General features: G+C 64.5%; 18 protein-coding genes. 8 read left to right on the top strand and 10 right to left on the bottom strand.

The window, feature by feature from the left end; all coding sequences use genetic code 11:
- Window positions 1-157: 157 nt before the first annotated feature.
- The 5 genes from J2T47_RS25225 (at window position 158) to J2T47_RS25205 (ending at window position 7,483) form a co-directional block, all read left to right on the top strand.
- Window positions 158-2,491, top strand: coding sequence for a helix-turn-helix transcriptional regulator (locus tag J2T47_RS25225; RefSeq protein WP_253452922.1), 2,334 nt, complete (start codon window positions 158-160; stop codon window positions 2,489-2,491).
- Window positions 2,492-2,602: 111 nt separating this feature from the next.
- Window positions 2,603-3,940, top strand: a complete 1,338-nt coding sequence (locus tag J2T47_RS25220; RefSeq protein WP_253452919.1) for a coniferyl aldehyde dehydrogenase — start codon at window positions 2,603-2,605, stop codon at window positions 3,938-3,940.
- A 53-nt stretch (window positions 3,941-3,993) separates the two neighbouring features.
- Window positions 3,994-5,079 carry a Zn-dependent alcohol dehydrogenase gene (locus J2T47_RS25215; protein ID WP_253452917.1) on the top strand — a complete coding sequence of 362 codons (1,086 nt, stop codon included), beginning with the start codon at window positions 3,994-3,996 and terminating at the stop codon, window positions 5,077-5,079.
- A gap of 49 nt (window positions 5,080-5,128) precedes the next feature.
- Complete coding sequence (locus J2T47_RS25210; RefSeq protein WP_253452916.1) at window positions 5,129-6,328, top strand: acyl-CoA dehydrogenase family protein; 1,200 nt, start codon at window positions 5,129-5,131, stop codon at window positions 6,326-6,328.
- A gap of 12 nt (window positions 6,329-6,340) precedes the next feature.
- Window positions 6,341-7,483 carry an acyl-CoA dehydrogenase family protein gene (locus J2T47_RS25205; RefSeq protein WP_253452914.1) on the top strand — a complete coding sequence of 381 codons (1,143 nt, stop codon included), beginning with the start codon at window positions 6,341-6,343 and terminating at the stop codon, window positions 7,481-7,483.
- Between the two features lie 229 nt (window positions 7,484-7,712).
- Here J2T47_RS25205 and J2T47_RS25200 read toward each other — a convergent pair whose 3' ends face one another.
- The 7 genes from J2T47_RS25200 to J2T47_RS25170 form a co-directional block, all read right to left on the bottom strand.
- Window positions 7,713-10,217 (bottom strand): TonB-dependent siderophore receptor, encoded by a 2,505-nt coding sequence (locus J2T47_RS25200; protein ID WP_253452912.1) that lies wholly within the window; start codon window positions 10,215-10,217, stop codon window positions 7,713-7,715.
- 96 nt (window positions 10,218-10,313) lie between these two features.
- On the bottom strand, window positions 10,314-11,288 hold the full coding sequence (locus J2T47_RS25195; protein ID WP_253452910.1) for a FecR family protein: 975 nt from the start codon (window positions 11,286-11,288) through the stop codon (window positions 10,314-10,316).
- Window positions 11,285-11,830: a sigma-70 family RNA polymerase sigma factor gene (locus tag J2T47_RS25190; RefSeq protein WP_138216961.1), complete on the bottom strand. Its 546-nt coding sequence runs from the start codon at window positions 11,828-11,830 to the stop codon at window positions 11,285-11,287. Before J2T47_RS25190 ends, J2T47_RS25195 begins: the two co-directional genes overlap by 4 nt.
- Before the next feature lie 192 nt (window positions 11,831-12,022).
- Window positions 12,023-12,442, bottom strand: coding sequence for a group II truncated hemoglobin (locus J2T47_RS25185; protein ID WP_253452908.1), 420 nt, complete (start codon window positions 12,440-12,442; stop codon window positions 12,023-12,025).
- A gap of 212 nt (window positions 12,443-12,654) precedes the next feature.
- Entirely contained in the window at window positions 12,655-13,482 is an 828-nt protein-coding gene (locus J2T47_RS25180; protein WP_253452906.1) for an SDR family NAD(P)-dependent oxidoreductase, read from the bottom strand.
- Window positions 13,469-14,395, bottom strand: a complete 927-nt coding sequence (locus tag J2T47_RS25175) for an alpha/beta fold hydrolase (RefSeq protein WP_253452903.1) — start codon at window positions 14,393-14,395, stop codon at window positions 13,469-13,471. The genes J2T47_RS25180 and J2T47_RS25175 overlap by 14 nt, the downstream gene beginning before the upstream one ends.
- Window positions 14,392-15,885, bottom strand: a complete 1,494-nt coding sequence (locus tag J2T47_RS25170; RefSeq protein ID WP_253452901.1) for a flavin-containing monooxygenase — start codon at window positions 15,883-15,885, stop codon at window positions 14,392-14,394. Before J2T47_RS25170 ends, J2T47_RS25175 begins: the two co-directional genes overlap by 4 nt.
- Window positions 15,886-16,019: 134 nt before the next feature.
- Between J2T47_RS25170 and J2T47_RS25165 the strand changes: the two genes are divergently transcribed.
- From J2T47_RS25165 to J2T47_RS25155, 3 genes are all read left to right on the top strand, one after another.
- Window positions 16,020-16,682 (top strand): TetR/AcrR family transcriptional regulator, encoded by a 663-nt coding sequence (locus tag J2T47_RS25165; protein ID WP_253452900.1) that lies wholly within the window; start codon window positions 16,020-16,022, stop codon window positions 16,680-16,682.
- Between the two features lie 559 nt (window positions 16,683-17,241).
- Window positions 17,242-18,066 (top strand): AraC family transcriptional regulator, encoded by an 825-nt coding sequence (locus J2T47_RS25160; RefSeq protein ID WP_253452897.1) that lies wholly within the window; start codon window positions 17,242-17,244, stop codon window positions 18,064-18,066.
- Between the two features lie 376 nt (window positions 18,067-18,442).
- Entirely contained in the window at window positions 18,443-19,519 is a 1,077-nt protein-coding gene (locus J2T47_RS25155) for a polyamine ABC transporter substrate-binding protein (RefSeq protein WP_253452894.1), read from the top strand.
- A gap of 426 nt (window positions 19,520-19,945) precedes the next feature.
- Here J2T47_RS25155 and J2T47_RS25150 read toward each other — a convergent pair whose 3' ends face one another.
- The 3 genes from J2T47_RS25150 to J2T47_RS25140 all read right to left on the bottom strand — a co-directional run bounded on the left by J2T47_RS25150 (window position 19,946) and on the right by J2T47_RS25140 (window position 23,724).
- A complete protein-coding gene (locus J2T47_RS25150) occupies window positions 19,946-20,803 on the bottom strand; it encodes an outer membrane protein OmpK (RefSeq protein WP_253452891.1) in 858 nt (285 codons plus the stop codon).
- Between the two features lie 164 nt (window positions 20,804-20,967).
- Window positions 20,968-22,356 carry an amidohydrolase family protein gene (locus J2T47_RS25145; protein ID WP_253452889.1) on the bottom strand — a complete coding sequence of 463 codons (1,389 nt, stop codon included), beginning with the start codon at window positions 22,354-22,356 and terminating at the stop codon, window positions 20,968-20,970.
- A 12-nt stretch (window positions 22,357-22,368) separates the two neighbouring features.
- Window positions 22,369-23,724: a nucleobase:cation symporter-2 family protein gene (locus J2T47_RS25140; protein ID WP_253452887.1), complete on the bottom strand. Its 1,356-nt coding sequence runs from the start codon at window positions 23,722-23,724 to the stop codon at window positions 22,369-22,371.
- Window positions 23,725-23,737: the final 13 nt, after the last annotated feature.

The raw sequence follows: 23,737 nt of genomic DNA, 5'->3' as shown, positions 1-23,737 counted from the left end.
TGCAGTCTGATTGCAGACTCGGCGGGCTCCTGTGCCTTCGCACCGCCTGCTGCTCCCGCCACACCATGGATCGAGGCCCATCATGCAAGGTCTGGGTGTCAGTTCGAACTGGGCGTGCGCGCCCGTTGCCATTCTTCCACGGCTCCCGGAGCACCATGTGCCGCGCGGCGCGCTTGTCGCCGCTGTGCGCGATGGCCGGCAGCGCCTGACGTTGCTGTGCGCACCGGCGGGATACGGCAAGACGGTGCTGCTCTGCGAGAGCTTCGCCGGCGGCGCCGCTGGCGAGAGCCTGCTATGGCTGAGCTGCCGCGGGCAGGCGCCGGGGCTGGCCGAACTCTGCTCGAAGATTACCTCGGCACTGGGTTTTCCAGCCGCCACCGGCCCGGCGCAACTGCTGCGTCTGCTCGGTCTGCCGGGCCGCCCGTTACGCCTGGTGCTGGATGATCTGGCGGGTGACCTGTGCCTTGAACTGAATAACTGGTTCGAGCAGTTGCTGCACCTGCCGGAATGCCGTGTACGCCTGAGCGTCAGCTGTCGCCAGCGGCCCGCGTGGGACCTGCCATCGCTGTTGTTGCGAGGGGACCTTCTGGAGCTGGGCGTGGCTCAACTGTGCATGTCACACCGCGATTACGAGGCGGTCTGCCGCCGTCTCGCGGCTGATGCCGACGAAGCGCAGCGCGAGGACATCTGGCTGAGGTGCGGCGGCTGGTGGGGTGCCGGCTGCCTTCTGCTGGCCGGCAACAGCCAGGGGAGGACACTGCTGCGCGACTACCTGCAACGCGAAGTGCTGGTGCGCCTGACAGACGGGGAGCGCCGCGTGTTCCATGGCCTGTGCCACCTGCCCAGGTTCTCCGCCGAGCTTTGCGCCCAGCTCTGGGAAGCTGGTGCCGGCGCCCAGGCACTGGGCCGTCTGCTGCACCTGCAGGTGTTCATCCAGCCGCTGGACGCGGAGGAACACTGGTACCGCGTCCAGCCTCTGGTCGCCAGCCTGCTGCACGATGCCATCGCACCGGAGGAGCTGGCGCGCCTGCGCTTGCACGCCTGCCGCCTGCTCAGCCTGGCAGGTCAGCTGCACGACGCCATCGACCAGGCCCTGCGGGCGCGGCAGCCCGAGGTGGCGGCGACCTATATCGAGCGCCTGAAGCCGAGCTGGCAACTCGCCGACCGTCACTTGCGGCGCGTGCTGGAGTGGCGTCGGCAACTGCCTGGCGAGCTGCTGGAGGGCACCCCACGGTTGATCTACCTCAGTTCGCTGGCGCTGTTGCTCAGTGGTCGGGTCGGCGAAGCCGAGCGCAGCCTGGCTGGCCTGTCGCGCTTCCTGCCGGCGGCCACCGCGGAGCATAACTGTCTGCTGCTGGCGCACTGGCAAGCCCTTGTCGGTGGCGTCCAGGCGTTCCGCGGTGAACTTGATGGGGCCGAGCGGCACTGCCGCGAGGCGCTGGCCAACCTGGGGGACGAGCCGAGGGACTGGCTGTCGCACCTGCTCTGCCAGTTCACCCTGGGACGGGTTCTGCAGGCCAGCGGTCGCGTGCGGGAGGCGCAGGCGCACTGGCACGCCGCGCTGGAGCAGGCGCGCCGGCAGGGCTGCCAGGACAGCGAGGCGTTGCTGCAGGGCGAGTGCCTGCGCGGGCTGATGCTGGCCGGTGAGCTGGAGCTGGCCGGGCTGTTGCTCGAGGATGGGCTGCAGGGGCGCGCGCAGGCCGGGCTGGATTGGGACCCGGTACTGGGGCGCCTGATGCTCACTCGCGCTGATCTATTGCTGGCGCAGGGCGCCGTGGAGGACGCCGACCTGACGCTGCGGGCCGCCCAGCCGCACCTACGCGATTGCGACGCGCCCTTCGTGCTGGGCAGTTACCTGGGACTGGCCGAGGTGGCTGGTCGTCGCGGCAACCCGGCCCTGGCGCAGGCCCAGGTCCGGCGTGGCGAGCGGGCCATGCAGTGCGCCGGTATCGACCGGCCCTGCTACCAGCCAGCGCTGGCCCTGCAGCAATTGAAGGGCCTGGCGCAACGGCGAGACTGGCGTGGCGTGCTCGATGCCGGTGGCCTGCTCGCCGGGCAGTACCCGGTGGGGGGCGCGCTGTCGACCCTGCTGCCGCCCACCCTGAGCCTGGAGGTGCAATGGCTGGTGGCGCAGGCAGAGCACCACCTGGGGCGGCGCGAGCAGGCGGCGGCGCGATTGCGGGTGATCGTCGAGCACTGCAGCCGGAGCGGGTTTGGCCAGCTGCGCGCGGAGGTGCTGCGTTTCCGGCAACAGCAGGAAATCGAAGAGGAGGGGGCCGACGCCGGCGGCTATCAGGAGGAGCTGACGGCCCGTGAAGCGGCGGTACTCGAGCGGCTCGCCGAGGGCCTGTCGAACCAGGAAATCGCCGATGCCCTGTTCCTCTCGGTGAATACCGTCAAGTACCACGCCAAGAACATCAACGCGAAGCTCGGCACCAGCCGGCGCACCCAGGCGATCGCCTTCGCCAAGGCCCGTGGATTGCTCGCCTGAGGCCGAACCACCTGATCCGGGTGGCGCCCTGGGGCGGGCATAGCCCCAACCATTGCAGCGACTCGCCGGCGCTGTCCGCCGGCCCGATTGCCCAGCTGAGGAGCCTCTGCCATGACCGCCACCGCCCACCCGGATGACGCCGCGATCCGTGCGATCCTGCAGCGCCAGCACGCCGCCAGCCGCGCGGGCGAGCCGTGGAGCGCCGAGCAGCGCATCGAGTTGATCGACCGCGCCATCGACCTGCTGGTCCGTCATGAAGCGGCGCTGATCGAAGCGCTCGACGCGGACTTCGGCCAGCGCAGCCCGACCTTCTCGCGCCATAGCGACGTGCTGTCGCCGCTGGCCACCCTGCGGCAGACCCGTGACGAGTTGCATCAATGGATGCAGCCGGAGCGCCGCCAGGCGCCGCGCGGCGAGGCCTGGGTGCAGTACCAGCCGCTGGGCGTGGTGGGCATCGTCACTGCCTGGAACGTACCGGCCAATATGGTCTTCAAGGGCTTGGCCGGTGCGCTGGCAGCGGGCAACCGGGTCATGATCAAACCTTCGGAGTTCAACCCGCAGACCTCGGCACTGATCGCCCGGATGATCCGTGAGGTCTATGCCGAGGACGAGGTGGCGGTGGTCACCGGCCCGGCGGAAGTCGGCCAGGCTTTCTGCCGCCAGCCCTTCGACCACCTGCTGTTCACCGGCGCCGGCAGCATTGGCCGGCATGTGCTGCGCGCGGCCGCCGAGAACCTGGTGCCGGTGACCCTGGAGCTGGGCGGCAAGTCGCCGGCGATCGTGTCCCGCTCGGCCGACCTGAAGAGTGCGGCCAGCAAGATCATGCTCGGCAAGCTGATGAATGCTGGCCAGTTGTGCGTGGCGCCGGACTACGTATTGGTCCCCGAGGAGTCGCTGGACGCCTTCGTCGAGATCGCCCGCGCTGTCGTCGCCAAGGTCTTCCCGACGCTGGCGGACAACCCCGAGTACACCGCCGTCATCAACGCCCGCCATTACCAGCGCCTGCGCGGCTACCTCGACGAGGCGCAGGCTGCGGGCGTCGAACTGGTCGAACTCAACCCGGCCGGTGAAACACTCGATCCCGCGCGTCGCAAGCTTGCGCCGACCCTGCTGCGTGACCCCGGCGAAGGCCTGCAGGTCATGCAGGACGAGATCTTCGGGCCGCTCCTGCCGATCAAGCCGTATCGCCACTTCGACGAGGCTATCGCTTACGTCAACGCCCACCCGCGCCCCCTCGGCCTGTACTGGTTCGGCAGCGATGCCGGCGAGGAGCGTGCAGTGCTCGAACGCACCTGTTCCGGCGGCGTGACGCTCAACGAAGTGATGCACCACGCCGGGCTGGAAAGCCTGCCCTTCGGTGGCGTCGGCCACAGCGGCATGGGCGCCTACCACGGCATCGATGGCTTCCGCACCTTCAGCCACGCCAGGGCCCTCTACCGCGCCGGCTGATCCTCGCCGGCTCCCGTCACTGTCGAATTCCCCTACCGTCGAGAAGGCACACCATGAAAGCAGCTGTATTCCACCAGGTCGGCGCGCCGCTGAGCATCGAAGACGTCGGCATCAGCAAGCCCGGTCCGCGCGAAGTCCTGATCCGTACCGTCGCCGTGGGCGTCTGCCATTCGGATCTGCACGTGATCGACGGCTCCTATCCCTATCCTGGCCCCATGGTGCTCGGCCACGAGGCCGCCGGCATCGTCGAGCAGGTCGGCTCCGAGGTGCGCACGGTCAAACCCGGCGATCACGTGGTGACCTGCCTGACGGTGTTCTGCGGCCACTGCGAACACTGTGTGACGGGCCACCTGTCGCGCTGCGTGTCGCCGGAGACCAAGCGTGACAAGGACGAAGAACCGCGCCTGAGCTATGCGCAGAAGCCCATGCCGCAGTTCGTCAACCTCTCGGCCTTCGCCGAGCAGATGCTGGTGCACGAGAACGCCTGCGTGGCGATCCGCCGCGACATGCCGCTGGACCGCGCCGCATTGCTCGGCTGTGCCGTTACCACCGGTACCGGTGCGGTGTTCAACACGGCCAAGGTCCGTCCTGGCGAAACGGTCGCGGTGATCGGTTGTGGCGGTATCGGCCTGGCGGCGATCAATGGCGCGGCACTGGCCGGGGCCGGGCGGATCATCGCCATCGACATGCTCGACTCCAAGCTGGAACTGGCCCGCCAGTTCGGTGCCACCGATGTGGTCAACGGCAAGGGCGGCGACGCGGTGAAGCAGGTGCTGGAACTGACCCGTGGCGGCGTGCATCACGCCTTCGAGTGCATCGGCCTCAAGCAGACTGCCGAGCAGGCCTTCGGCATGCTGGCGCGCGGGGGCACCGCCACCATCATCGGCATGATCAAACCGGGGCTGAAGATCGAGGTCGACCCCTACCAGCTGCTCCACGAACGTCGCCTGCAGGGCTCGTTGATGGGGTCCAACCGCTTCCCGGTGGACATGCCCGCGCTGGTGGATTTCTACATGGCCGGCCGGCTCAAGCTCGACGAGATGATTTCCCAGCGCATCCGCCTGGACCAGATCAACCAGGCCTTCGATGAACTGCGTCGCGGCGAGCTGGCTCGCTCGGTGATCGTCTTCGACCAATGACTTGCCCGGGGCCGCCCGCAGTCGGCGGCCCGGTACCAGGAGTTCACTGATGGATATCCACTTCACTCCCGAGGAACAGGCGTTCCGCGAAGAGGTGCGCGCGTTCCTGCGTGCCGAGTTGCCCCCGGAGCTGGCGCAACGCATCCTCGCCGGCAAGCGCCTGAGCAAGGAAGACCAGGTGCGCTGGATGCGCATCCTCAACCGGCGCGGCTGGCTGGTGCCGGGCTGGCCCGCGGAGTATGGCGGCCCGGGCTGGGGCGCCGTGCAGAAACATATTTTCGAGGAAGAGTGCTTCGCCGCTGGCGCGCCACGGGTGGTCGCCTTCGGCGCGAAGATGGTGGCGCCGGTGCTGATCCGCTTCGGTACGCCGGAGCAGAAGGCGCGCTTTCTGCCGCGCATCCTCGACAGCTCCGACTGGTGGTGCCAGGGCTATTCCGAACCGGGTGCCGGCTCCGACCTGGCCGCGCTGAAGACCCGCGCCGTGCGCGACGGCGATCACTACGTGGTGAACGGCCAGAAGATCTGGACCACCCTGGCGCATTACGCCGACTGGATGTTCTGCCTGGTCCGCACCGATCCAGAGGCGCCCCAGCAGCGCGGCATCAGTTTCCTCCTGATCGACATGAAGACACCGGGCATAACGGTGCGGCCGATCATCACCCTGGACGGCGAGCACGAGGTCAACGAAGTGTTCTTCGACAACGTACGAGTCCCGGTTGAAAACCTGGTGGGCCGCGAGAACGAAGGCTGGACCTGCGCCAAGTATCTGCTGACCCACGAACGCACCAGCATCGGCGGCATCAACCAGACCAAGGTGCTGCTGCGCAAGCTCAAGCAGGTGGCGGCGCAGGAGCTGCGTAACGGCCGGCCGCTGCTCGAAGACCCGCTGTTCCGGGCACAGGTCGCCGCCGTGGAGATGCAACTGATGGCAGCCGACATGAGCAACTTGCGCGCGCTGGTGGCTGCCCGCGATGGCGGAGTGCCGGGTGCCGAAAGCTCGATCCTCAAGATCAAGGGCACCGAGGTGCGCCAGCAGATCGTCTACCTGCTGACCAAGGCCGTGGGTAGCTACGCGCTGCCCTTCCTGGAGGACGAACTGGGTCTGGAGGACAGGCCGGGCGAGGTGCTGCACAGCACCGACAGCGCCACTGCCGCCTACCAGTACCTAGACTCGCGAAAGGCCTCGATCTACGGCGGATCCAACGAGATCCAGAAGAACATCATCGCCAAGATGATCCTTGAGTTGTAAGGAGCCCGCAGCATGGACTTCAAATTGAGCGAAGAGCAGCAGATGCTGCAGGACACCGCGGCGCGCCTGGTGCGCGACCACTACGGCTTCGAGCAGCGCGAGGCCAACCGGCGCGAACCGGACGGCTTCAGCCGGGCCTTCTGGGCGCAACTGGGTGAGCTGGGGCTGTGCGCCGTACCGTTTGCCGAAGCCCATGGCGGATTTGCCGGACAGGGCGTGGAAGTGGGCCTGGTCTGCGCCGAGCTGGGCCGTGGCCTGTGCCTGGAGCCCTACCTGTACTCTGTGGTGTACGCCGGCGGCCTGCTGGCGCAACTGGCCAACCCGGCACAGGGCGCCGAATTGCTGCCGCGAGTCGCCAGCGGCGAGTTGCAACTGGCGCTGGCCGTCGATGAGCCGCAAAGCCATTACCTGCTGCACGATGTCCACAGCACCGCCAGCCTCACGTCCGGCGGCTGGCTGCTGGACGGACGCAAGAGTGTGGTCTTCGGTGGACAGAGTGCCGGGCTGATTCTGGTATCGGCACGCACCGAGGGCGAGCCGCTGGACGAGGCGGGGATCAGCCTGTTCCTGGTCGACCCCGACAGCCCCGGCGTGCGTCGCCGGGACTACCCGACGCTGGACGGGCGCATGGCCTGTGACCTGTACCTGGACCAGGTGTTCGTGCCCAGCGCCGCCCTGCTGGGCACGGAAGGCGGCGCTCTGGCCCCGCTGCGTTACCAGCAGGGACGGGCAATCGCCGCGCAGTGCGCCGAGGCGGTCGGCAGCATGGAAGCGGCCTGCGCGCTGACCCTCGACTATCTGAAGACGCGCCAGCAGTTCGGCAGCGTGATCGGCAAGTTCCAGGCCCTGCAGCACCGCATGGTCGACCTGCGTATCGAACTGGACCAGGCCGGCTCCATGGCGCTGCTCGCCGCTTGCCTGGCCGATGAACCCGATAGCATCGAGCGCAGCCGCGCCCTGGCGGCGGCCAAGTACATCGTCAGTCGCGTGGCTCGCCTGATCGCTGACGAGAGCGTGCAGCTGCATGGCGGCATCGGCCTGACCTGGGAATACCAGCTCTCGCATCATGCCAAGCACTTGCTGATGGTCGCCCGTCAGCTGGGCGACGATGACCATCACCTGCAGGTCTTCAGCGACTTGATGACGTCGGCCTGAGCAGCTGTCAAACCGTTCACCGGGCCGGCGAGGCCCGGTGTTGTGGTCCTCCCTCGGCGTCTGTTACTGGCTGATTCGCAGAATCTCACGCGAGGCCGCTACCGACCCATAGCGGACGCTGGCTCCACACCGCGCTCGAGGCATCCGAGCAAGATGCTCCACTGGGTGGGGCATCTTTCGACGCTGAGTGGGAAGTTTCAGCCAGCGAGTTTTTCAGGCGCTCAAGTGGTTAAAACTCGTAACGCGTACTCAGCATGAAGTTGCGTGGATCGCCCCAGGATCCGCTGTAGAAGTTCTCGTCGAGTGAACTGATGTACTTCTTGTCGAACAGGTTGTTGACTGTCGCAGTGGCCGACCATTGGCGGGTGATGTCATAACGGCCCATCAGGTTGACGGTGGCGTAGTCACTCTGTTTGACCTTCGCCGGCCCTGGCAGGCGCCAGGAGTCTACGGTCATGTGGATACCGCTCTGCCAGTTGACCCCGCCACCGATGGTCAGTCTTTCCAGTTCGCCGGGCAGGCGGTAGGTGGTGAAAACCTTCACCAGATCAGTGGGAATGGTGGTTTTTACGCGCTCGTGATCGGCGTCCTTGACCACGCTATGGCTATAGCTGGCTGCCAGATTCCAGTCCGGCAGCAGCTCTCCGCTGGCTTCCAGGTCGATGCCCTTGGTGGTGGTTTTCGAGGCGCGGTAGGCGGTAATGAGGTCATTGCCTTCTACGGTACCGTCGGCGATGGCGTCGTTGTCCAGCTTGACCTCGAACAGTGCCGCCGAGGTATTCAGGCGGCCGTCGTAGAACTCGCTTTTCAGGCCGATCTCGTAGTTGTCGCCCTGACGCGGGTCGAGCAGCTTGCCGGAGCGGTCGCGGTAGGGCTGCGGCTTGAAGATGCTGGTGTAGCTGGCATACACCGAGTGGTTGTCGTTTAGGTCGTAAACGATGCCGGCGTAGGGCGTGACTTCGCCGTGGACGCGCACCTGATCGTCGGTGCCGTACGGCACCAGACTGGCAACGTGGTAGACCAACTCTGCATCGTAACGGTAATCGGAAACCCGAGAACCGAGGATCACCGAAAGATCGTCGGTGGGCTTGAGCCGCGTCGCCAGGTACACGCCGGTCTGCCACTGGTCGATATTGTCATCCTCACGGTTGAAGTTGTAGCTGGCGGTCGGTGCGTAGTTGTCCCAGGTGTAGATGTTGACCGGCTTGCCACTGACTCCGTTGTTGCTGGTGCCATTGGGCAACAGATTGCCGAAGCCGTTACGGCGGTTCTCGTAGTCCTGGAGGTTGAAGCCGAAGACCAGTTCGTGTTCGCGACCCAGCCATTGGAAGGGACCGCTGGCCATCACATCCAGCCCTTTCTGCTCCTGGGTGTTGTCGCCCTTGGTCGCGGTGTAGGTCAGGCCGTTGCCGGTCTGGGCGTTTACGAAACCGGTGGTGGTACCGACAATGATCGAGTCGTAATCGCGGGTGCCGTACAGGTAGTTGGCTGAAACCTTCAGCTTCCAGTCGTAGGCCAACTTGCGCTCCAGCGAGGCGAAGGCATTGACCGACTCCTGCAGGTTGGTGCTGTCGCGACTGGCAGGGTTCGCATGGCGGGATGCCTTGAACTGGTTGCCCTGGCTGTCCACCACGGGCAGGCCGGTGGTGGAGAAACCACGTGGGTCGCTGCGCAGGTAGTCAAGGCCGACAGTCAGCAGGGTGTCTTCGTCCAGATCGGCTTCGAGCACGCCGTAACCGATGGTCTTCTCCTGCTGCAAATAGTCGGTGAAGCTGTTGCCCTGCTGATAAGCCGCCACCGCGCGACCTCGCACTGATGCGCCGGCGTTGAGCGGGCCGGAGACATCGACCTCGCCCCGATACAGATCCCACGAGCCGATGCCAGCCTCGACATGTCCCTGAAAGTTGCTGGTGGGTTTCTTGCGCACCAGGTTGACCGTACCGGACGGATCACCACTGCCCGACAACAGGCCGGTCGCCCCGCGCAGTACTTCCACCCTGTCGTAGATGGCCATGTCCGACAGTGCCTGTGGCAACGCCTGGGTAAAGGCGAAGGAAGTCGTCGGCATGCCGTCGTACTGGTAGTTGTCCACCGCCAGGCCACGGGAGAACACATAGAGGCGCTCGCTGCCGGGGCTCTGCACATTGATGCCAGGCGTCTGCTGCAGCACCTGGCCGAGGCTGCGCAGGTTCTGGTCGTCCATGCGCTGACGGGTGATTACGCTGACTGTCTGCGGCGTTTCGCGTAGCGAGAGGTTCAGTCCAGTGGCGCTATTGGAGCTGCCGGTGGTGTACGAGCCTGTCCCCTCGGAGGTCGCGCCGAGTCCTTGGCCGACCACGGTAAGATCGCTCAATTCCAGTGCCGCTTCGGTGGCAGGGGCACGACGGATGCTCCAGTTCCCGCTGGCATTCCTTTCGGCAGTCAGCCCCGTGCCTTTCAGCAGGTAGTTCAGGCCCTCCTGAACCTCGAATTCTCCCCGCAAGGCAGAAGCCCGCTTGCCCTGAGTCAGCGCGGGGTCGAATGGCAGCGTGATGCCGGCAGCCTGGGCGAAGCCGTTCAACGAGTCTTCCAGAGAGCTGGCAGGCAGATCATAGCGATGGGAGGAGGATTGCTCGGCTTGCACGTTGTAGCTGGCCAGTGACCCGACCGTGGCGCTACCCAGCAGAATGCTGCGAAGGGTGAGGGCGAGGGTGGCACGGCGAAATGCTCGCGGCGGCGAGGAAAGAGATGACATGGACAACGCGCTCCTTGGCAATGACAGTGTGTTTTCCTGTTTGCCGAAGGGCTCGGAAAAACCCGTAATCGTTATCGAGAAGTTTTTGCATTCAGTTCAGCGAGCGACCACACGAGTCCACAGCGCTGTGAAGCGCTGGACGCGCAGAGGCATTGAATCGCTCAGGGCGTCGAGGACGTTGTCGATGTCGTCGAGCTGGAAGACGCCCGAGACTTCCAGGTCGGCAATGGACGGGTCGCAACTGAGCCATCCCTGACGGTAGCGTCCGATTTCCTCGATCAGATCGGCCATTCGCATCCGTTTCGCCACAAGCTGGCCACGTGTCCAGGCACTGGCGTTCAGGGGGCTGTGTTCGACCTGGCGAGTGCTGGAGTCGAGGATCAGATATTCCTCGCCCGCCATCACCCGGATCGGCTGCGCCTCTGCGCGATGGATGGCGACGATCCCGTCCTCGACCCGCAGGCGAGTCGCGTTGGCTTCATCGCGTACGGAAAAGGCAGTGCCGATAGCCTGCAATCGGGCATGACGGCTCTCTACCCAGAGGCTGCGGTACCCCGCCGGTGCGTCACTGTCCTTCCCCGAGTCGATGAAGATCTCGCCACGCAGCAAGGTGATCGTTCGTCGCTGTGCGGTAAATAGCACGTCCACTGCGCTGGAGGTATTGAGTTGCAGACGAGTGCCGTCGCCCAGAAAGAACTGCTGATGTTCGCCGACGCCGGTGACGTAGTCTGCGCCCCAGGTGGCCAGCGGGCGCTCGCGCATTCCCCAACCACCCAGGCCGCTGATTGCCACGCCGAAACCCAGCATCTTGAGGGCCTGGCGGCGGCTGTGGCGCTTGCCTTGCAGACGCTGCAGGATATCCAGCGCGACCCCGCCGGGTAGTTCGGCCACGCGCCCGAAGGCCGATTCGCTGGACTGCAAGGCTTGCCAGGCGGTTTCGTGTAGGGGATCGGCCTGCCGCCAGAGCAGACAGTCGGCGTGCGCTCGTTCGTCCGCATAGCCCGATTGCAGACGCACCAGCCAGCCGATGGCCTGGTCGAGCACCGCATCCGGCAACTCTCTGCTGCTCATCGCTGGGCCAGGAAGCAGTGGCGGATAGCGGTGGCCATGTATTTCTCCACCGAGCTCAGGCTCACGCCCAGACGTTCGGCGATCTCCTTGTAGCCCAGACCCTCCAGCCGCGACAGCAGGAACGCGCTGCGTACCTTCGGTGCCAAGCCATCGAGCAGGGCATCGATGCATGCGAGGGTTTCCAGCAGGATCAGCTGTGTTTCCGGGGAAGGCACCTCCGCCTCGGGCAAGCAGGCGATAGCCTCCAGATAGGCCTGCTCGATGCGTTGGCGGCGCACTCGGTCAATCAGCAGTCCTCTTGCGATGACACTCAGCCAGGCGCGAGGTTGCCGTACCTCCTGCAGTGGTAGCGGCTTGCCGAGGATGTGCACAAATGTATCGTGGGCCAGATCGGCAGCGTTATCCGCATGACGCAGCCGCTTGCGCAACCAGCCAAGCAACCAGGCGTGATGATCGAGATACAGGGTCTGGAGCTCGGTGTGCCGGGTGCTGGAGACAGACGGAGAGGGCAACGCGAATCCTTGCGTGATAACGACTTGCATATGAGAAGTTATCGCATCTTAAGTGGGCCTTGATGCATCGGCAAGAAAAACGAAATGTGGGGAGTGGTGATTACGCCAGGGCGCGATCGAGATCTTCACAGGTCTGCTATTGGCTGGTTTCTGTCAGTAGCGACGGGCAGTCACCGACCGGAGACCTTTCGGGTAGACCAGGGCCGGGTAGGCGGCGCTGCCTCAGCGGTGCCGCGCCTGGCTCGCCTGCACCACCCGGTGCGCCGGTACGCGCAGTTGCGTCAGCAGGTAGTCGGCGAACTCCTGCGTGAAGGGCTGCAGGGCAATGGCGCGCTCCATGCAGCCCAGCCAGGCGGCGCTGAGGGCTTCGTCGACGGGCCACTGGGCGTGGAAGGACGGGATGGAGATCGAACCGTATTTTTCGCTGAACAGCCTTGGGCCGCCCAGCCAGCCACTGAGGAAGCAGGCCAGTTTGTCGCGGGACTGTTCCAGGCTTTGCGGGTGCAGGCGGCGCAGGTCGGCCGCCTCTGGCAGTTCATCCATCAACCGGTAGAAGTCGTCGACCAGCCGGCGCAGGCCGTCGATGCCGCCAGCGGCCTGGTAGGAGGCATCGCCGGTGCCGAAGGGAAGGGTGCTGCTCACGGTCAGGGCTCGCTGAAGTCTGGGGAAACCCGATCATACCCGGCGCGCCAGCGGATGGCCGCAGGTTGGTGCCCGTTCAGACTCAACGCTCCTGCTCGAATCGCCTCCCGGTTCCTTCCTGGCCGGCGCAGCGAACGCCATACGCGTCGGAGATGGTGCGGAGCAAAGAGGCCAGCTCGGCTGGCCTCGGGATCGGCCTGCGGGGGAGGGGTTTACCTCGCCTTGCTGCGCTGGTTCATAAGCCGCTCGACGATGCCCCAGTAGTTCACCGGCACCAGCCGCTCGATGATCGAGAGGAGCAGCGCGTCCATGCCGACGATGACCCGTGCGCGGTCTTTCTCGATGCCATTGAGGATGATGCCGGCGGCCTTGGATGGTGGCATGCGCAGCAGGCGGTCCATCTCCTTGCGCTGGCGTTCGACCTCCACCGGATCGATGTCCTTCGGCGCCTTGGCATTCCTGGCGATGGAGGTGGCGATGCCGCCGGGATGGACGACCATCATGTCCACGTTGCTGCCGCGCAATTCGTGGCGCAGGGAGTTGCTGAAACCGCGCACGGCGAACTTGCTCGCGCTGTAGGCGGCCTGGCCGGGTGGGGAGACCAGGCCGTAGAGGCTGGACAGGTTGACGAACTTGCCGGGCGCACCGTTGCGCTGAAGTACCGGGAGGAAGCCGCGGGTGATGTCGACGACGGCGTGGAAGTTGATCGCCATGAGCCAGTCGAAGTCTTCCTCGCTCACCCGGTCGAAGCTGCCACCGACGGCCACTCCGGCATTGTTGATTACCAGATGGACCGTCGGGTGTTCCTGCAGCACCTGTTCCGGGAGCTGGCGAACGGCATCCCGTTGCGCCAGGTCGAGCACATGCAGGCTGATGTGGCGGCCGGTGCGGGGGAGGCGGGCGAGGGTCTCGCGCAGGCCGGCTTCGTCGCGGTCGACCAGGGCCAGGTGGCAGCCTTTCCCGGCGAGTTGCTCGGCGAGCGCGCGACCGATGCCGCTGGCTGCCCCGGTGAGTACGGCAACCTGATTATCGAGTTTCATGGTTGTTGTCCTGAGTGCGCTGGATGTGGTCGGTGATCAAGCGGGAGAGCTGATGTGCCTGGAGCGAGTCGATCTGGTGGCGCATGCCCCGGATCACCTGGTGGGCCGCATGGGGAATCGCCCGGGCGGTGGCTTCGCCGCCGCTGGGGTGGACCATCCGGTCGAGGTCGCCGTGGAGCACCAGGCTGGGGGCGCGGATGGTTTTCAGGTGGGGCGTGCGGTCGCCGGAGCGGAGGATCGCGCCGATCTGCCGGAACAGCGCCCGGGCGTCGGCGCGCTCGCCGTTGCGCGCCCAGGCCAGTGCGGAGTAGTCCTGCCACTGGGCCAGTGCATCCGGTGCGTTGGCGTCGCCGATGTGGCTCATCATCGCGCGGTAGCTGGCGATTGCTTCGTCCCGTGTCTGCGGCGCCCTGGCCCGCGACAGGCGCCAGAGCGTCGAGTAGGCGGGCTGGCCGACGCGGCGATTGCCGGTGGTCGAGAAAATCGACACCAGCGACTTCACCCGGCCCGGATGGCGGTAGGCGAGGGTCTGGGCGATCATCCCGCCCATGGACATGCCGACCAGGTGGGCGGCGCCGATGTTCAGGTACTCGAGCAACTGGGCGGTGTCGTCGGCCATCTGCTCCAGGCCGTAGCAGGCGTCCGGGGCCTTGCCGCGCAACTGCTGGAACTGGCTCGGATGAGGCGTCGAACTGCGGCCGGAGCGCCCGGCGTCGCGGTTGTCGAAGCAGATCACCCGCAGCCCGCTCTCGACCAGTCGGTCGATCAGTGCGGCGGGCCAGTAGACCATCTGCAGGCCGAGTCCGGCGATCAGCACCAGTGCGGGTGCTGCCTCGCTGCCGTGCTCCGAATAGCACAGGCGCAGGCCGTTGGGCAGTGTGGCGAAGCGCTCTTCGTGCTGGGCCAGGCTCATGCGCGGGCTCCTCCCACCTTGGCGGAAACGAACTCCAGGGCGGGGTCGTCGATGCGGCCCTTGCGGAACACCTTCACGTCGGCGGCGTAGCTCCAGGACATGGACCAGGGAGGCGTGCTGCCCTGCCGGGGCAGTTTGTCGAGGGAGCGCTGGACATAGCCGGCGCCGAAGTTCAGCAGTGGTTCGGTCTTCATCGACGGATCTGCCCTCGGTGTGCAGACCTCGTAGCCGCGCTTGTGCATGTAGCCGAGCAACCGCGTGAAGTGCTCGCACAGAAGGCCGATCTTCAGCGTCCACGACGAGGAGGTGTAGCCGATCGCGATGGCGAAGTTGGGGATGCCACTGAGCAGCATGCCCTTGTAGGTGACGCACTGCGACAGCGGCACCGGCCGGCCGTCGATCTTCGGCTGGATACCGCCCAGCGGCTGCAGGTTCAGGCCGGTGGCGGTGACGATCAGGTCGGCTTCGAGATGCTCGCCGGAGCGAAGCTGGATGCCGCTCGGGGTGAAGCGTTCGATATGGTCGGTGACGATCGACGCCTTGCCCGAGGAAATCACCCGGAACAGGTCGCCGCCGGGCACGGCGCACATGCGCTGTTCCCAGGGGTTGTAGGGCGGGTTGAAGTGAACGTCCACCGGGTAGCCTTCGGGCAGCATCCGCGTGTTCAGCTTATGGATGATTTCGCGGGCCTTGTTCGGGAAGCGCTGGCAGAAGGCATAGACCCAGCGCTGCTTGGCGATGTTGAAGCGGCGTGTCAGGGCGAACGCCAGGTCGACGCCCAGCCACGGACGCAGCCGGCGCGCGATCGGGTCCTGCGCGGGCACCGGCAGCACATAGGTCGGTGTGCGCTGCAGCATGGTGATATGCGCGGCCTCGGCTGCCATCGAGGGAATCAGGGTCACCGCCGTAGCGCCGCTGCCGATGACGACCACGCGCTTGCCGCGGTAGTCGAGGTTCTCCGGCCAGTGCTGGGGGTGCACAATCTGCCCCAGGAACTGCTCCTGGTCCTGGAAGTCGGGGGCGAAGCCCTGGTCGTAGCGGTAGTAGCCGGCGGCGGTGAAGATCCAGCGCGCCTCGATGATCTGTGTTTCCTGGGTGTCCTCGCGATGGACCGTGACCCGCCAGCGTTGCCGTTCGCTCGACCAGTCGGTGTCGGTCACCCGGTGCTGGAAGCGGATATTCCGGTCGATGCCATTCTCGCGGGCGGTTTCGGCGATGTAGGCCTTGATCGAGGCGCCGTCGGCGATAGCCTTGTCCTCCTTCCACGGCTTGAAGCCGTAGCCGAAGGTGAAGAGGTCGGAGTCGGAGCGGATGCCGGGATAGCGGAACAGGTCCCAGGTACCGCCCAGGTCGGCGCGGGCCTCGACGATGGTGTAGGAGAGGGCCGGGCAGTCTTTCTGCAGGTGGTAGGCGGCACCGATGCCGGAGATGCCGGCGCCGATGATCAGAACGTCGACGGAAGCAGGGCTGTGGTTTTTTGTTGTAGTCATCGAGTCGCACTCTGGTTGTGGCAACGGATGGTTGTGGCAACGAATGGCTGTGACAGCGAACGGTTGTGACAACGATTGTTGTCAGTTAACTCTGGAGTGTGACAACGCTTGTTGTCAAGGAGTAGGATTGCGCCATGAGTGAATTACCTTCCCCCGCCGATGCGTCGTCGGAGCGCACCTATTCCGGTGTGGCAGTGGCCGAGCGCGCCGCCCAGCGGCGGCAGCGCTTCATCGAAGCCGGTATCGAGCTGTTCGGGACCGTGGGCTACCACGCCACAACCATGCGCACCCTCACGGCGGCGACGGGCCTGACCAACCGCTACTTCTATGAGTCCTTCGCGACCATGGAGGACCTGCTGGTGGCCTGCTACGAGCAGCTCATGGGCGACTACCGCGAGCGGCTGAGCCAGGTGCTGGACGCGGCGGAGGGCGGCGTCGAGCCGCGCCTGCGTGCGGGCCTGACCTGCTTCTTCGAAGCCATGACCAATCCCCAGTTCGCCCAGGTGACCCACCGCGAAGTGCTGGGAGTCAGCCCGAGGGTGGACGAGCTGTACAGCCGGCATATGGGTGAGTTCGCCGAGCTGATGATGGAGTACCTCGGGCGCGCAGGCGTGCCGATCACTTCCCATGATCCGCGCGAGATGGCGCTGGTCGGTGCGGCCCTGGCCGGTTCGGCCATCCATGCCGCCGCGGCCTGGGTGCGCAGCCGCTACTCCGCGCCCATCGGCGTGGTGGTGGAGGCGACCCTGAAGATATTCCTCGGCGCCGTGGGGCAGTTGCAGGCGCCGAAGAACTGAGCGCTGGAGCGGCCGGGTCCTGGTCGTCAGCGACCTTGGCGCGATGTCGGGAGTGGAGCTTCACCAACACAAGCTCGGGATCGCCCTCATCCAGATTCTCGATCTGACCACTGCCCATGAAACCGTGCTTGCCGAGCAGCTTGCGCATTGGCTCATTCGAGGCATTCGTCGACGTGAACAATTTCGCGGCCCCGCACTGAGACTCCAGCGCACGAAGGATTGTCGATCCGAGGTCCCGGCGTCGCGCCGAAACGCGCACGGTGATGAGCGGGATGAAGGCCTGTTCGGCGTGCCGCGCGCAACAAGTCCACCTCGACTGACCGGCAGGGCGGTGCGCCGGCGATATCGGCGTCGGGCAGTGAACCCGGCCGGTTGCCGACGAACGTTAGCGCCCCCCATGACTGCCGTTCATGGATGATCTGAGCCGGCAACAAGCGGGTGTCGACCGCAGAAGAGCCAAGCTGCCCCATTGGGGATTTGTTCAGCTGGATGTTCTGGGAATCCTGCCCTTTCGAATTATCATTCGCGGATCCAACTCAAAGTACATGAGCAACCCCGCATGAGCCTGGTCCCTTCACTGCCCGACGATGCCGCGCAAACCGAGCGCACCCGAGAGACCATCCTGCGCTACCGCGAGGGCTGGAAAGCGTGCGATCTGGAGGCCGTACTGGGGTTGTATCACCCGGATGTCGAGTATTACGACTTTGCAGGAAATCGGCTGATGCGTCTGGGCGAGCTCCGAGAGTTCGTGCGTTCAAGCATGCCCCGATTGAGCGGCGAGTTGCTGGAACACACTGACCGCATTCGTATCGACGGTCACACGGCATTCATCCAGTACCGGATTCGGTTGCGTGGCGGGAATGGCCTTGTTTCTTTTCGCGCCAGTGAGGCAATTACCGTCTGCGATGGCCTGGTCAGGCAGGTAAGCGAGTATGCCAATATCGAGCGGACCGAGGCTGGGGAGGCCGTTGCGACGGATAGCCGTCCTGCACTCAGCCGGTTAGGTCTTTCGGCACGTCAGATGGGGATCATGGCGAGTGATTTGGAGGACTATTTTCAACGCCAGAAACCCTATCTGGGCTCCGAATTGAACCTGCAGCAGGTGGCTGACGCAACCGGCTACACACGTAATCAGATTTCTCATCTTCTCAATCAAGTACTGGGCCAGAGTTTCTATCGTTACGTCAATCAGGCGCGGCTTCAGCATTTGCTCGATAGTCTGGAGGAAACCAGCAATCCGAAACGAGTGGACGAGTTGGCCTTCGCTGCTGGATTCAACTCACTTTCCGCTTTCTACAAGTGTTTTCGCGAGCGTATGCAGCTGACGCCCAAGGAATACCTGAAGCAAATTTCTATGCGGGTCCGCGCACAAGACAGGTGCTGAGGCATTTCACTAGCCTTCGTCCAGCCACTTCTGGCAGACACGTCGATGATTCTGGTGCGTACCGACGGGCGTCCGAAGCGGAATTGGCGAAGTGTGCACACTTTCGGGGGTATCGGTCTCTCATTGCCTGCTGCTCGCGAGGCGATAGTTGCACTGAACAGTCGGCGATGGCTGACCGTCAGGTAATGGCGGATCAGATGCCTTTATTCAGATTAATGGTGGGGCTGTCGAACGGTAATCGGCGATAGGCCGGTAGTGACATCAGCCCAATCTATGCGTGTGGCAAGTAGTGGGGCGCATGATTATTGGCCTTCATGCGTTCTTGCGTGTGCTGTTATTCAGTAGCTGCCTAAAACAAAAACAAAGAGGTAATACCATGCTGAAGAAAGTTCTCCCTCTCATGCTGGTGGCATCGATGAGTCATGCCGCCGACGAGGTTCGTATCTACAACTGGAGTGGCTACGTTGCGGATGACACCATGGCCAACTTCAAGGCACAAACTTCCCTTGATGCGCACTATGATGTTTACGACAGCAATGAAATATTGGACGCCAAATTGATGACCGGTCACTCAGGTTATGATGTAGTGTTTCCGTCCAATCATTTCATGCCCCGGCAAATCAAGAGTGGTGCATTGAAAAAACTGGATAAGTCAAAATTGCCCAATTGGAAGAACCTGGACCCCGAACTGCTTCAGGCGGCGGCAGTCAACGATCCGGGTAATCAATATGGATTCCCTTATGTCTGGGGAACAACCGGGATTGGCTACAACGTGGACAAGGTACGAGCGGTCCTCGGTCCTGAACAGGCGCTGGACAGCTGGGATCTGATCTTCAAGCCTGAACTGCTGGAGAAGTTGTCCAGATGTGGGGTGGCGGTGGTTGACAACGCGCCGGAAATGCTGCCGATCGCTCTGCATTATCTGGGCCTTCCGCACCACAGCACCAACGTGAACGACTACAAGAAGGCAGAAGTCCTGCTCAAGCAAATGCGCAGAAATGTCACCTACTTCCACTCGTCGAAGTATGTGGCTGACTTGGCGAATGGAGATATCTGTGTGGTCGTCGGCTTCTCGGGTGATGTCCTCGAGGCCGCCACCAGCGCTGCTGAGGCAAAGAACGGCATCCAGATCAACTATGTGGTTCCGAAAGAGGGAGCACCTACCTGGTTCGACATGGTAACCATGCCGGCAGACGCCCCGAATGAAGCGGCGGGCTACGCCTTCATGAATTTCCTGTTGCAGCCGGAAGTGATGGCTTCGGTCACCAATGCAATCAAGTATGCCAACGCAAACAAGGCCGCCGATGCACTGGTTGATCCATCCCTCAGGGCAGACATCAAGGTATATCCGTCGCCGCAGATAATCGGAACGCTCTACCCGCTGGAGGCCGTGCCGCCAAGTATTGATCGGGTGCGTACCCGTATCTGGAATAGTGTCATATCTGGAAAGTGATCGAGGTCGGCCTGACGAAATTCCTTGTTGAGCAGGACTTCATTGGTCTTTGTGCGAAAATTGAGCAGTTGTTGGAAAGTGGCTGCTGCCCGCTGTTCGGGTTGCTCGATAAAAGTTGATTGATTGTTTTAATCTGAACGCCTGGCTGTGCTCCTGGAAGTATTTTTGTTCTTGAATGTGGCTGAGCGGCGGGCCATTTCCTGAGTTCTGGGGTTATTGAGTTGTCTTCGATAGCTGAGGGTGGCCTAGGAGCCCAGGGGATGTTGTAGGTCAACGGCCCCGATCTTTGTGGCGGGGTTTCAGTCAGCTTGTCAGTTGTTCAAGGTCTCTCCGGGACCAAAGTGATTGGCAAGTGCGCAGTCGGTTCAAGGCGCACGAGGGGCGAGGGAGGCGAAGCAGCATGGCCCCTCTATGCTCCATGACGAGTTACAGATGCCATTCCAGGTTCAGGAACGGCGTATTGGCCTCGGTGCCGGGTGTGTTGGCGGAGTTGTTGCCGAACTTGTTCTTCCAGTACTCGTAACCGACCCCGGCGAAGAGGGTGTTCTTCCTGCCGAACGTCAGCGCGCCGACGTCCACCAGCACGGCAGCGTGTACCAGTGTTTCGCTGACGGTGTCGTTACCGAAACTGTCCTTGCCCTTGGGCGGAACGAAGTTGGCGAAACCCTTGAACTTCAGCGATACCGAGCCGAGCTGGAAAGGCGTGTCCCAGGCGGTTTCCACGTAGTAGGTATCGTCGAAGCGGATGTCGTGCTCGCGGGCGAAGGACAGCCCATTGTGGTTCTTCTCGGTGCGGTACATCAGGCTCAGGTCCCAGAAGCCCGGCACATTGAAGTTGAGCGTCGGGCCGACGACGAACATGCGCTTTTCCGGTGCGAAGGCGGTGTTCTTGGTGTTCCAGTCGAGGCCGGCCGACAGTGACCAGTCGCGGACCGGCCCCCACTTGAAGTCCCGGCCGGAAACCTTGTTGAGCGACAGTTGATGGCGGTACACCAGATAGAACTCCGTGGCGCCGTCGTTGCTGTCTTCAGCGGGGTCCTTGCTGTCGGAAAACAGCGCCTGGACGTCGAGGAAGTTGCCGCCGTACTGGTAGCCGTCGACATAGGTGAATTCGACGATGTTCTTGGTGATCGAATCATCGATGCCGGGCTCGGCAAAACGGGTGCCGTACAGGTAGCTGAAAGAGCTGTCGCTCCACTCGGCCGCCTGGGCCGAAGTGACCGCAGTCAACGACAGTACGCCGAGGGCGAGCGCCTGGCAGGCAGGCAAGGTAGATTTCTGCATCTTCTGTTTCCCGTGAGTCATCACCCCGTTCGCACGGGGGATTCCTGGTTCTTTTCCCGCTGGGACTTTGCGCAGGGCATGCGGCCGCCGGCACGGCGCGGTGAACCGCGCCGTTCGGGTTGTCCCGTGGGGAAGTGGGGGCCGGCCTGAGGGCAGCCGGTGGATCAGTCGTCGATCTGCATCAGCTGCTGCACGCCGTCCCAGGCTTCGGCGCGCATGCGTTCCAGGTCCAGCCCCGGAATCACCCCGTCGTCGACCACCAGCCGTCCCCCGACCATGCTGTAGCGCACCGCAATCGGCTCACCGGCGGCCACCGGTGCCAGCGCGATATCGTGGAAGCCGAAGAAGCGCGGATGATCCAGGCTGTAGATCACCAGGTCGGCGGCCTGGCCGACGGCCAGTGTGCCGACCGCGTCGAGCCCCAGTACCCTGGCGCCGCCGGCCGTTCCCCAATGGATCACGTCTTCCGCCGTGGTGGCCGACGCGCCTTGCTCCGCGCGATGGATCAGCCAGGCGGCATGCGCTTCAGCGACCATGCTGCCGGACTCGTTGGAGGCCACACCGTCGACCCCGAGGGAGATCGGCACACCGGCCTCGTACATCTGTGGCACGGGTGCGATGCCGCTGCCCAGCCGTGCGTTGCTCACCGGGCAGTGGGAGATGCCGGTGCCGGTCTGCGCCAGCATGCGGATCTCACCCGGCTGCATGTGCACGGCGTGGGCGAACCAGACGTCGGGGCCGAGCCATTCGTGTTCGGCGACGAATTCCACCGGCAGGCAGTTGTATTTCTCGCGGCAGAAGTTGACGTAGTTCTGCGTCTCCGAAAGGTGGGTGTGCAGCCGCAGGCCCAGGCCGCGTGCGCAGTGCGCCAGTTCGCGCAGCAGGGTTGGCGGCAACGAGAAGGTCGGCGTGGTCGGCGCCACCACCACCCGGCGCATCGCATCCGCGGTGTCCTGGTGATACCGCGACTTGAGGCGCTCGAGGTCGCCGACCATCTGCTCCAGCGACTCCGGTTGCAGCGCCGTTTTCGAGAAGCCCGGATGGGCGCTGGCCGACTCCAGCGCACCGCCCCGGCACAGGACGAAACGCATGCCGAAGGCCTCGGCCATGTCGAACAGCAGGTCGCCGGTCTCGGTGGTGCCGTGGGCGTGGTAGAGGTAATGGTGATCGGCGCAGGTGGTCACCCCGGACAGCAGCAGCTCGGCCATGCCCAGGCGCGCGGCGATCCGCGCCAGCTTCGGGGTGAAGAGGTTGAGGCGCGGATAGGGCACGCTGGCCAGCCAGCCTTGCAGGTCCTGGTTCATGCCCGCCGGCACTGCCTTGAGCAGGTTCTGGAACAGGTGGTGGTGGGTGTTGATCCAGCCCGGGTACACCACCGCGCCACGGGCGTCGATGACCCGCTCACCAGGTTGCGCCGTCAGGCCCTGGGCCATTTCGGCTATGCGCCCGTCGATGATGCGTATGTCGACGTTGCCGGCGCGGGCAAGGGGGCCGCGCAAGCCGGTCATCACCGCCTGCGGGTTCTTGATCAGGGTGTTCTGCAGTTGCGTCATGGGCTTCTCCTGTCAGAGGGTGTGGGAGGCGGACTTGCTGGCCGGGCTATCGGGAGCGCTGACGCCGTTGAGCGCCGCGTTGAGCAGCACCGACACCAGGCAGGCGATCACCACGCTGCTGTGCAGGAACGGCTGAGCCCACTCGGGCAACTGCTTGAACAGGGTCGGCGCCATCACCGGCACCAGGGCGGCGACGATGGTGAAGCCGACGATCAGCACGTTGTAGCGGTTGCGCTCGTAATCGACCTTGGCCAGGGTCTGGATGCCGGCCGCCGCGACCACGCCGAACATGGCGACACCGGCCCCGCCAAGAGCCGCGGTGGGCATCGAGGCGATGATCGCCCCGGCCTTGGGCACCAGCGCCACCGAGCACATCAGCAGCCCGCTGATCGCCACCACCCAGCGGCTGCGCACGCCGGTGAGGATCACCAGCCCGACGTTCTCCATGAAGGCAATGAACGGGAACGCTGCGAACATCCCGGCGATGGTGCTCGCCAGCCCGTTGGCGCGCAGGCCGCCGATCACCTGTTTCTCGCTCACCGGTTTATCGACGATGTCGCCGATGGCGACGAACAGCCCCATGGACTCGACCATCTGCACGATCATCACCACCACCATGGTCGCGATCGGGATCAGGCTGAAGGTCGGCAGGCCGAAGTGGAAGGGGTAGGGCACGGTCAGCCAGGGGGCTTCCTGTACGCTGTGGAAACTGCCCATGCCCAGGCCGTAGGCCAGCCCCGCACCCACCAGCATGCCCAGCAGTACCGCCATGTTGCGCAGCATCGGCGTGCCGTAGCGGTTGACCAGCAGGATGGTCGCCAGCACCACCACGGAGACGGCCAGGTAGGTTGGCGCGCCGAAATCGCTGGCGTGGCGGCCGCCGCCGATCCATTCATAGGCGATCGGGAACAGTTGCAGGCCGATCACCGTGACGATGCAGCCGGTGACCACCGGTGGAAAGTACCGGCGCAATCGACCCACGAGCGGCGCGGCGAGCAGGGTGAAGATCCCTGCGCCGATCACCGCTCCGCAAACCCCGGCGAAACCCACCTGCGGGTCGCTGCCGATGGCGATGACCGGGCCGACGCTGCTGAACGCCACGCCCTGGAGGATCGGCAGGCGCACGCCGAACTTCCAGAAGCCGACGCACTGCAGCAGGGTGGCGATGCCGGAGCAGAACAGCGTGGTGCTGATCAGCACCACGGTATCGGCTTCGGACATCTTCAGGGCGCTGGCGACGATCAGGGGCACGGCAATGGCGCCGATGTACGAGACGGCCATGTGCTGCAGGCCGAGGGTAAGCATTTGCCGGACCGGTAGTACCTGGTCGACTGGGTGGACGGTGGAGACGGTACTGGCTGACGACATGGGGAATCACCTC

Source organism: Pseudomonas nitroreducens (genome assembly GCF_024170165.1).
Lineage (GTDB): Bacteria > Pseudomonadota > Gammaproteobacteria > Pseudomonadales > Pseudomonadaceae > Pseudomonas > Pseudomonas nitroreducens_C.
The sequence above is the reverse complement of the archived record's forward strand: the minus strand, read 5'-3'. Positions and strand labels throughout refer to the sequence as shown.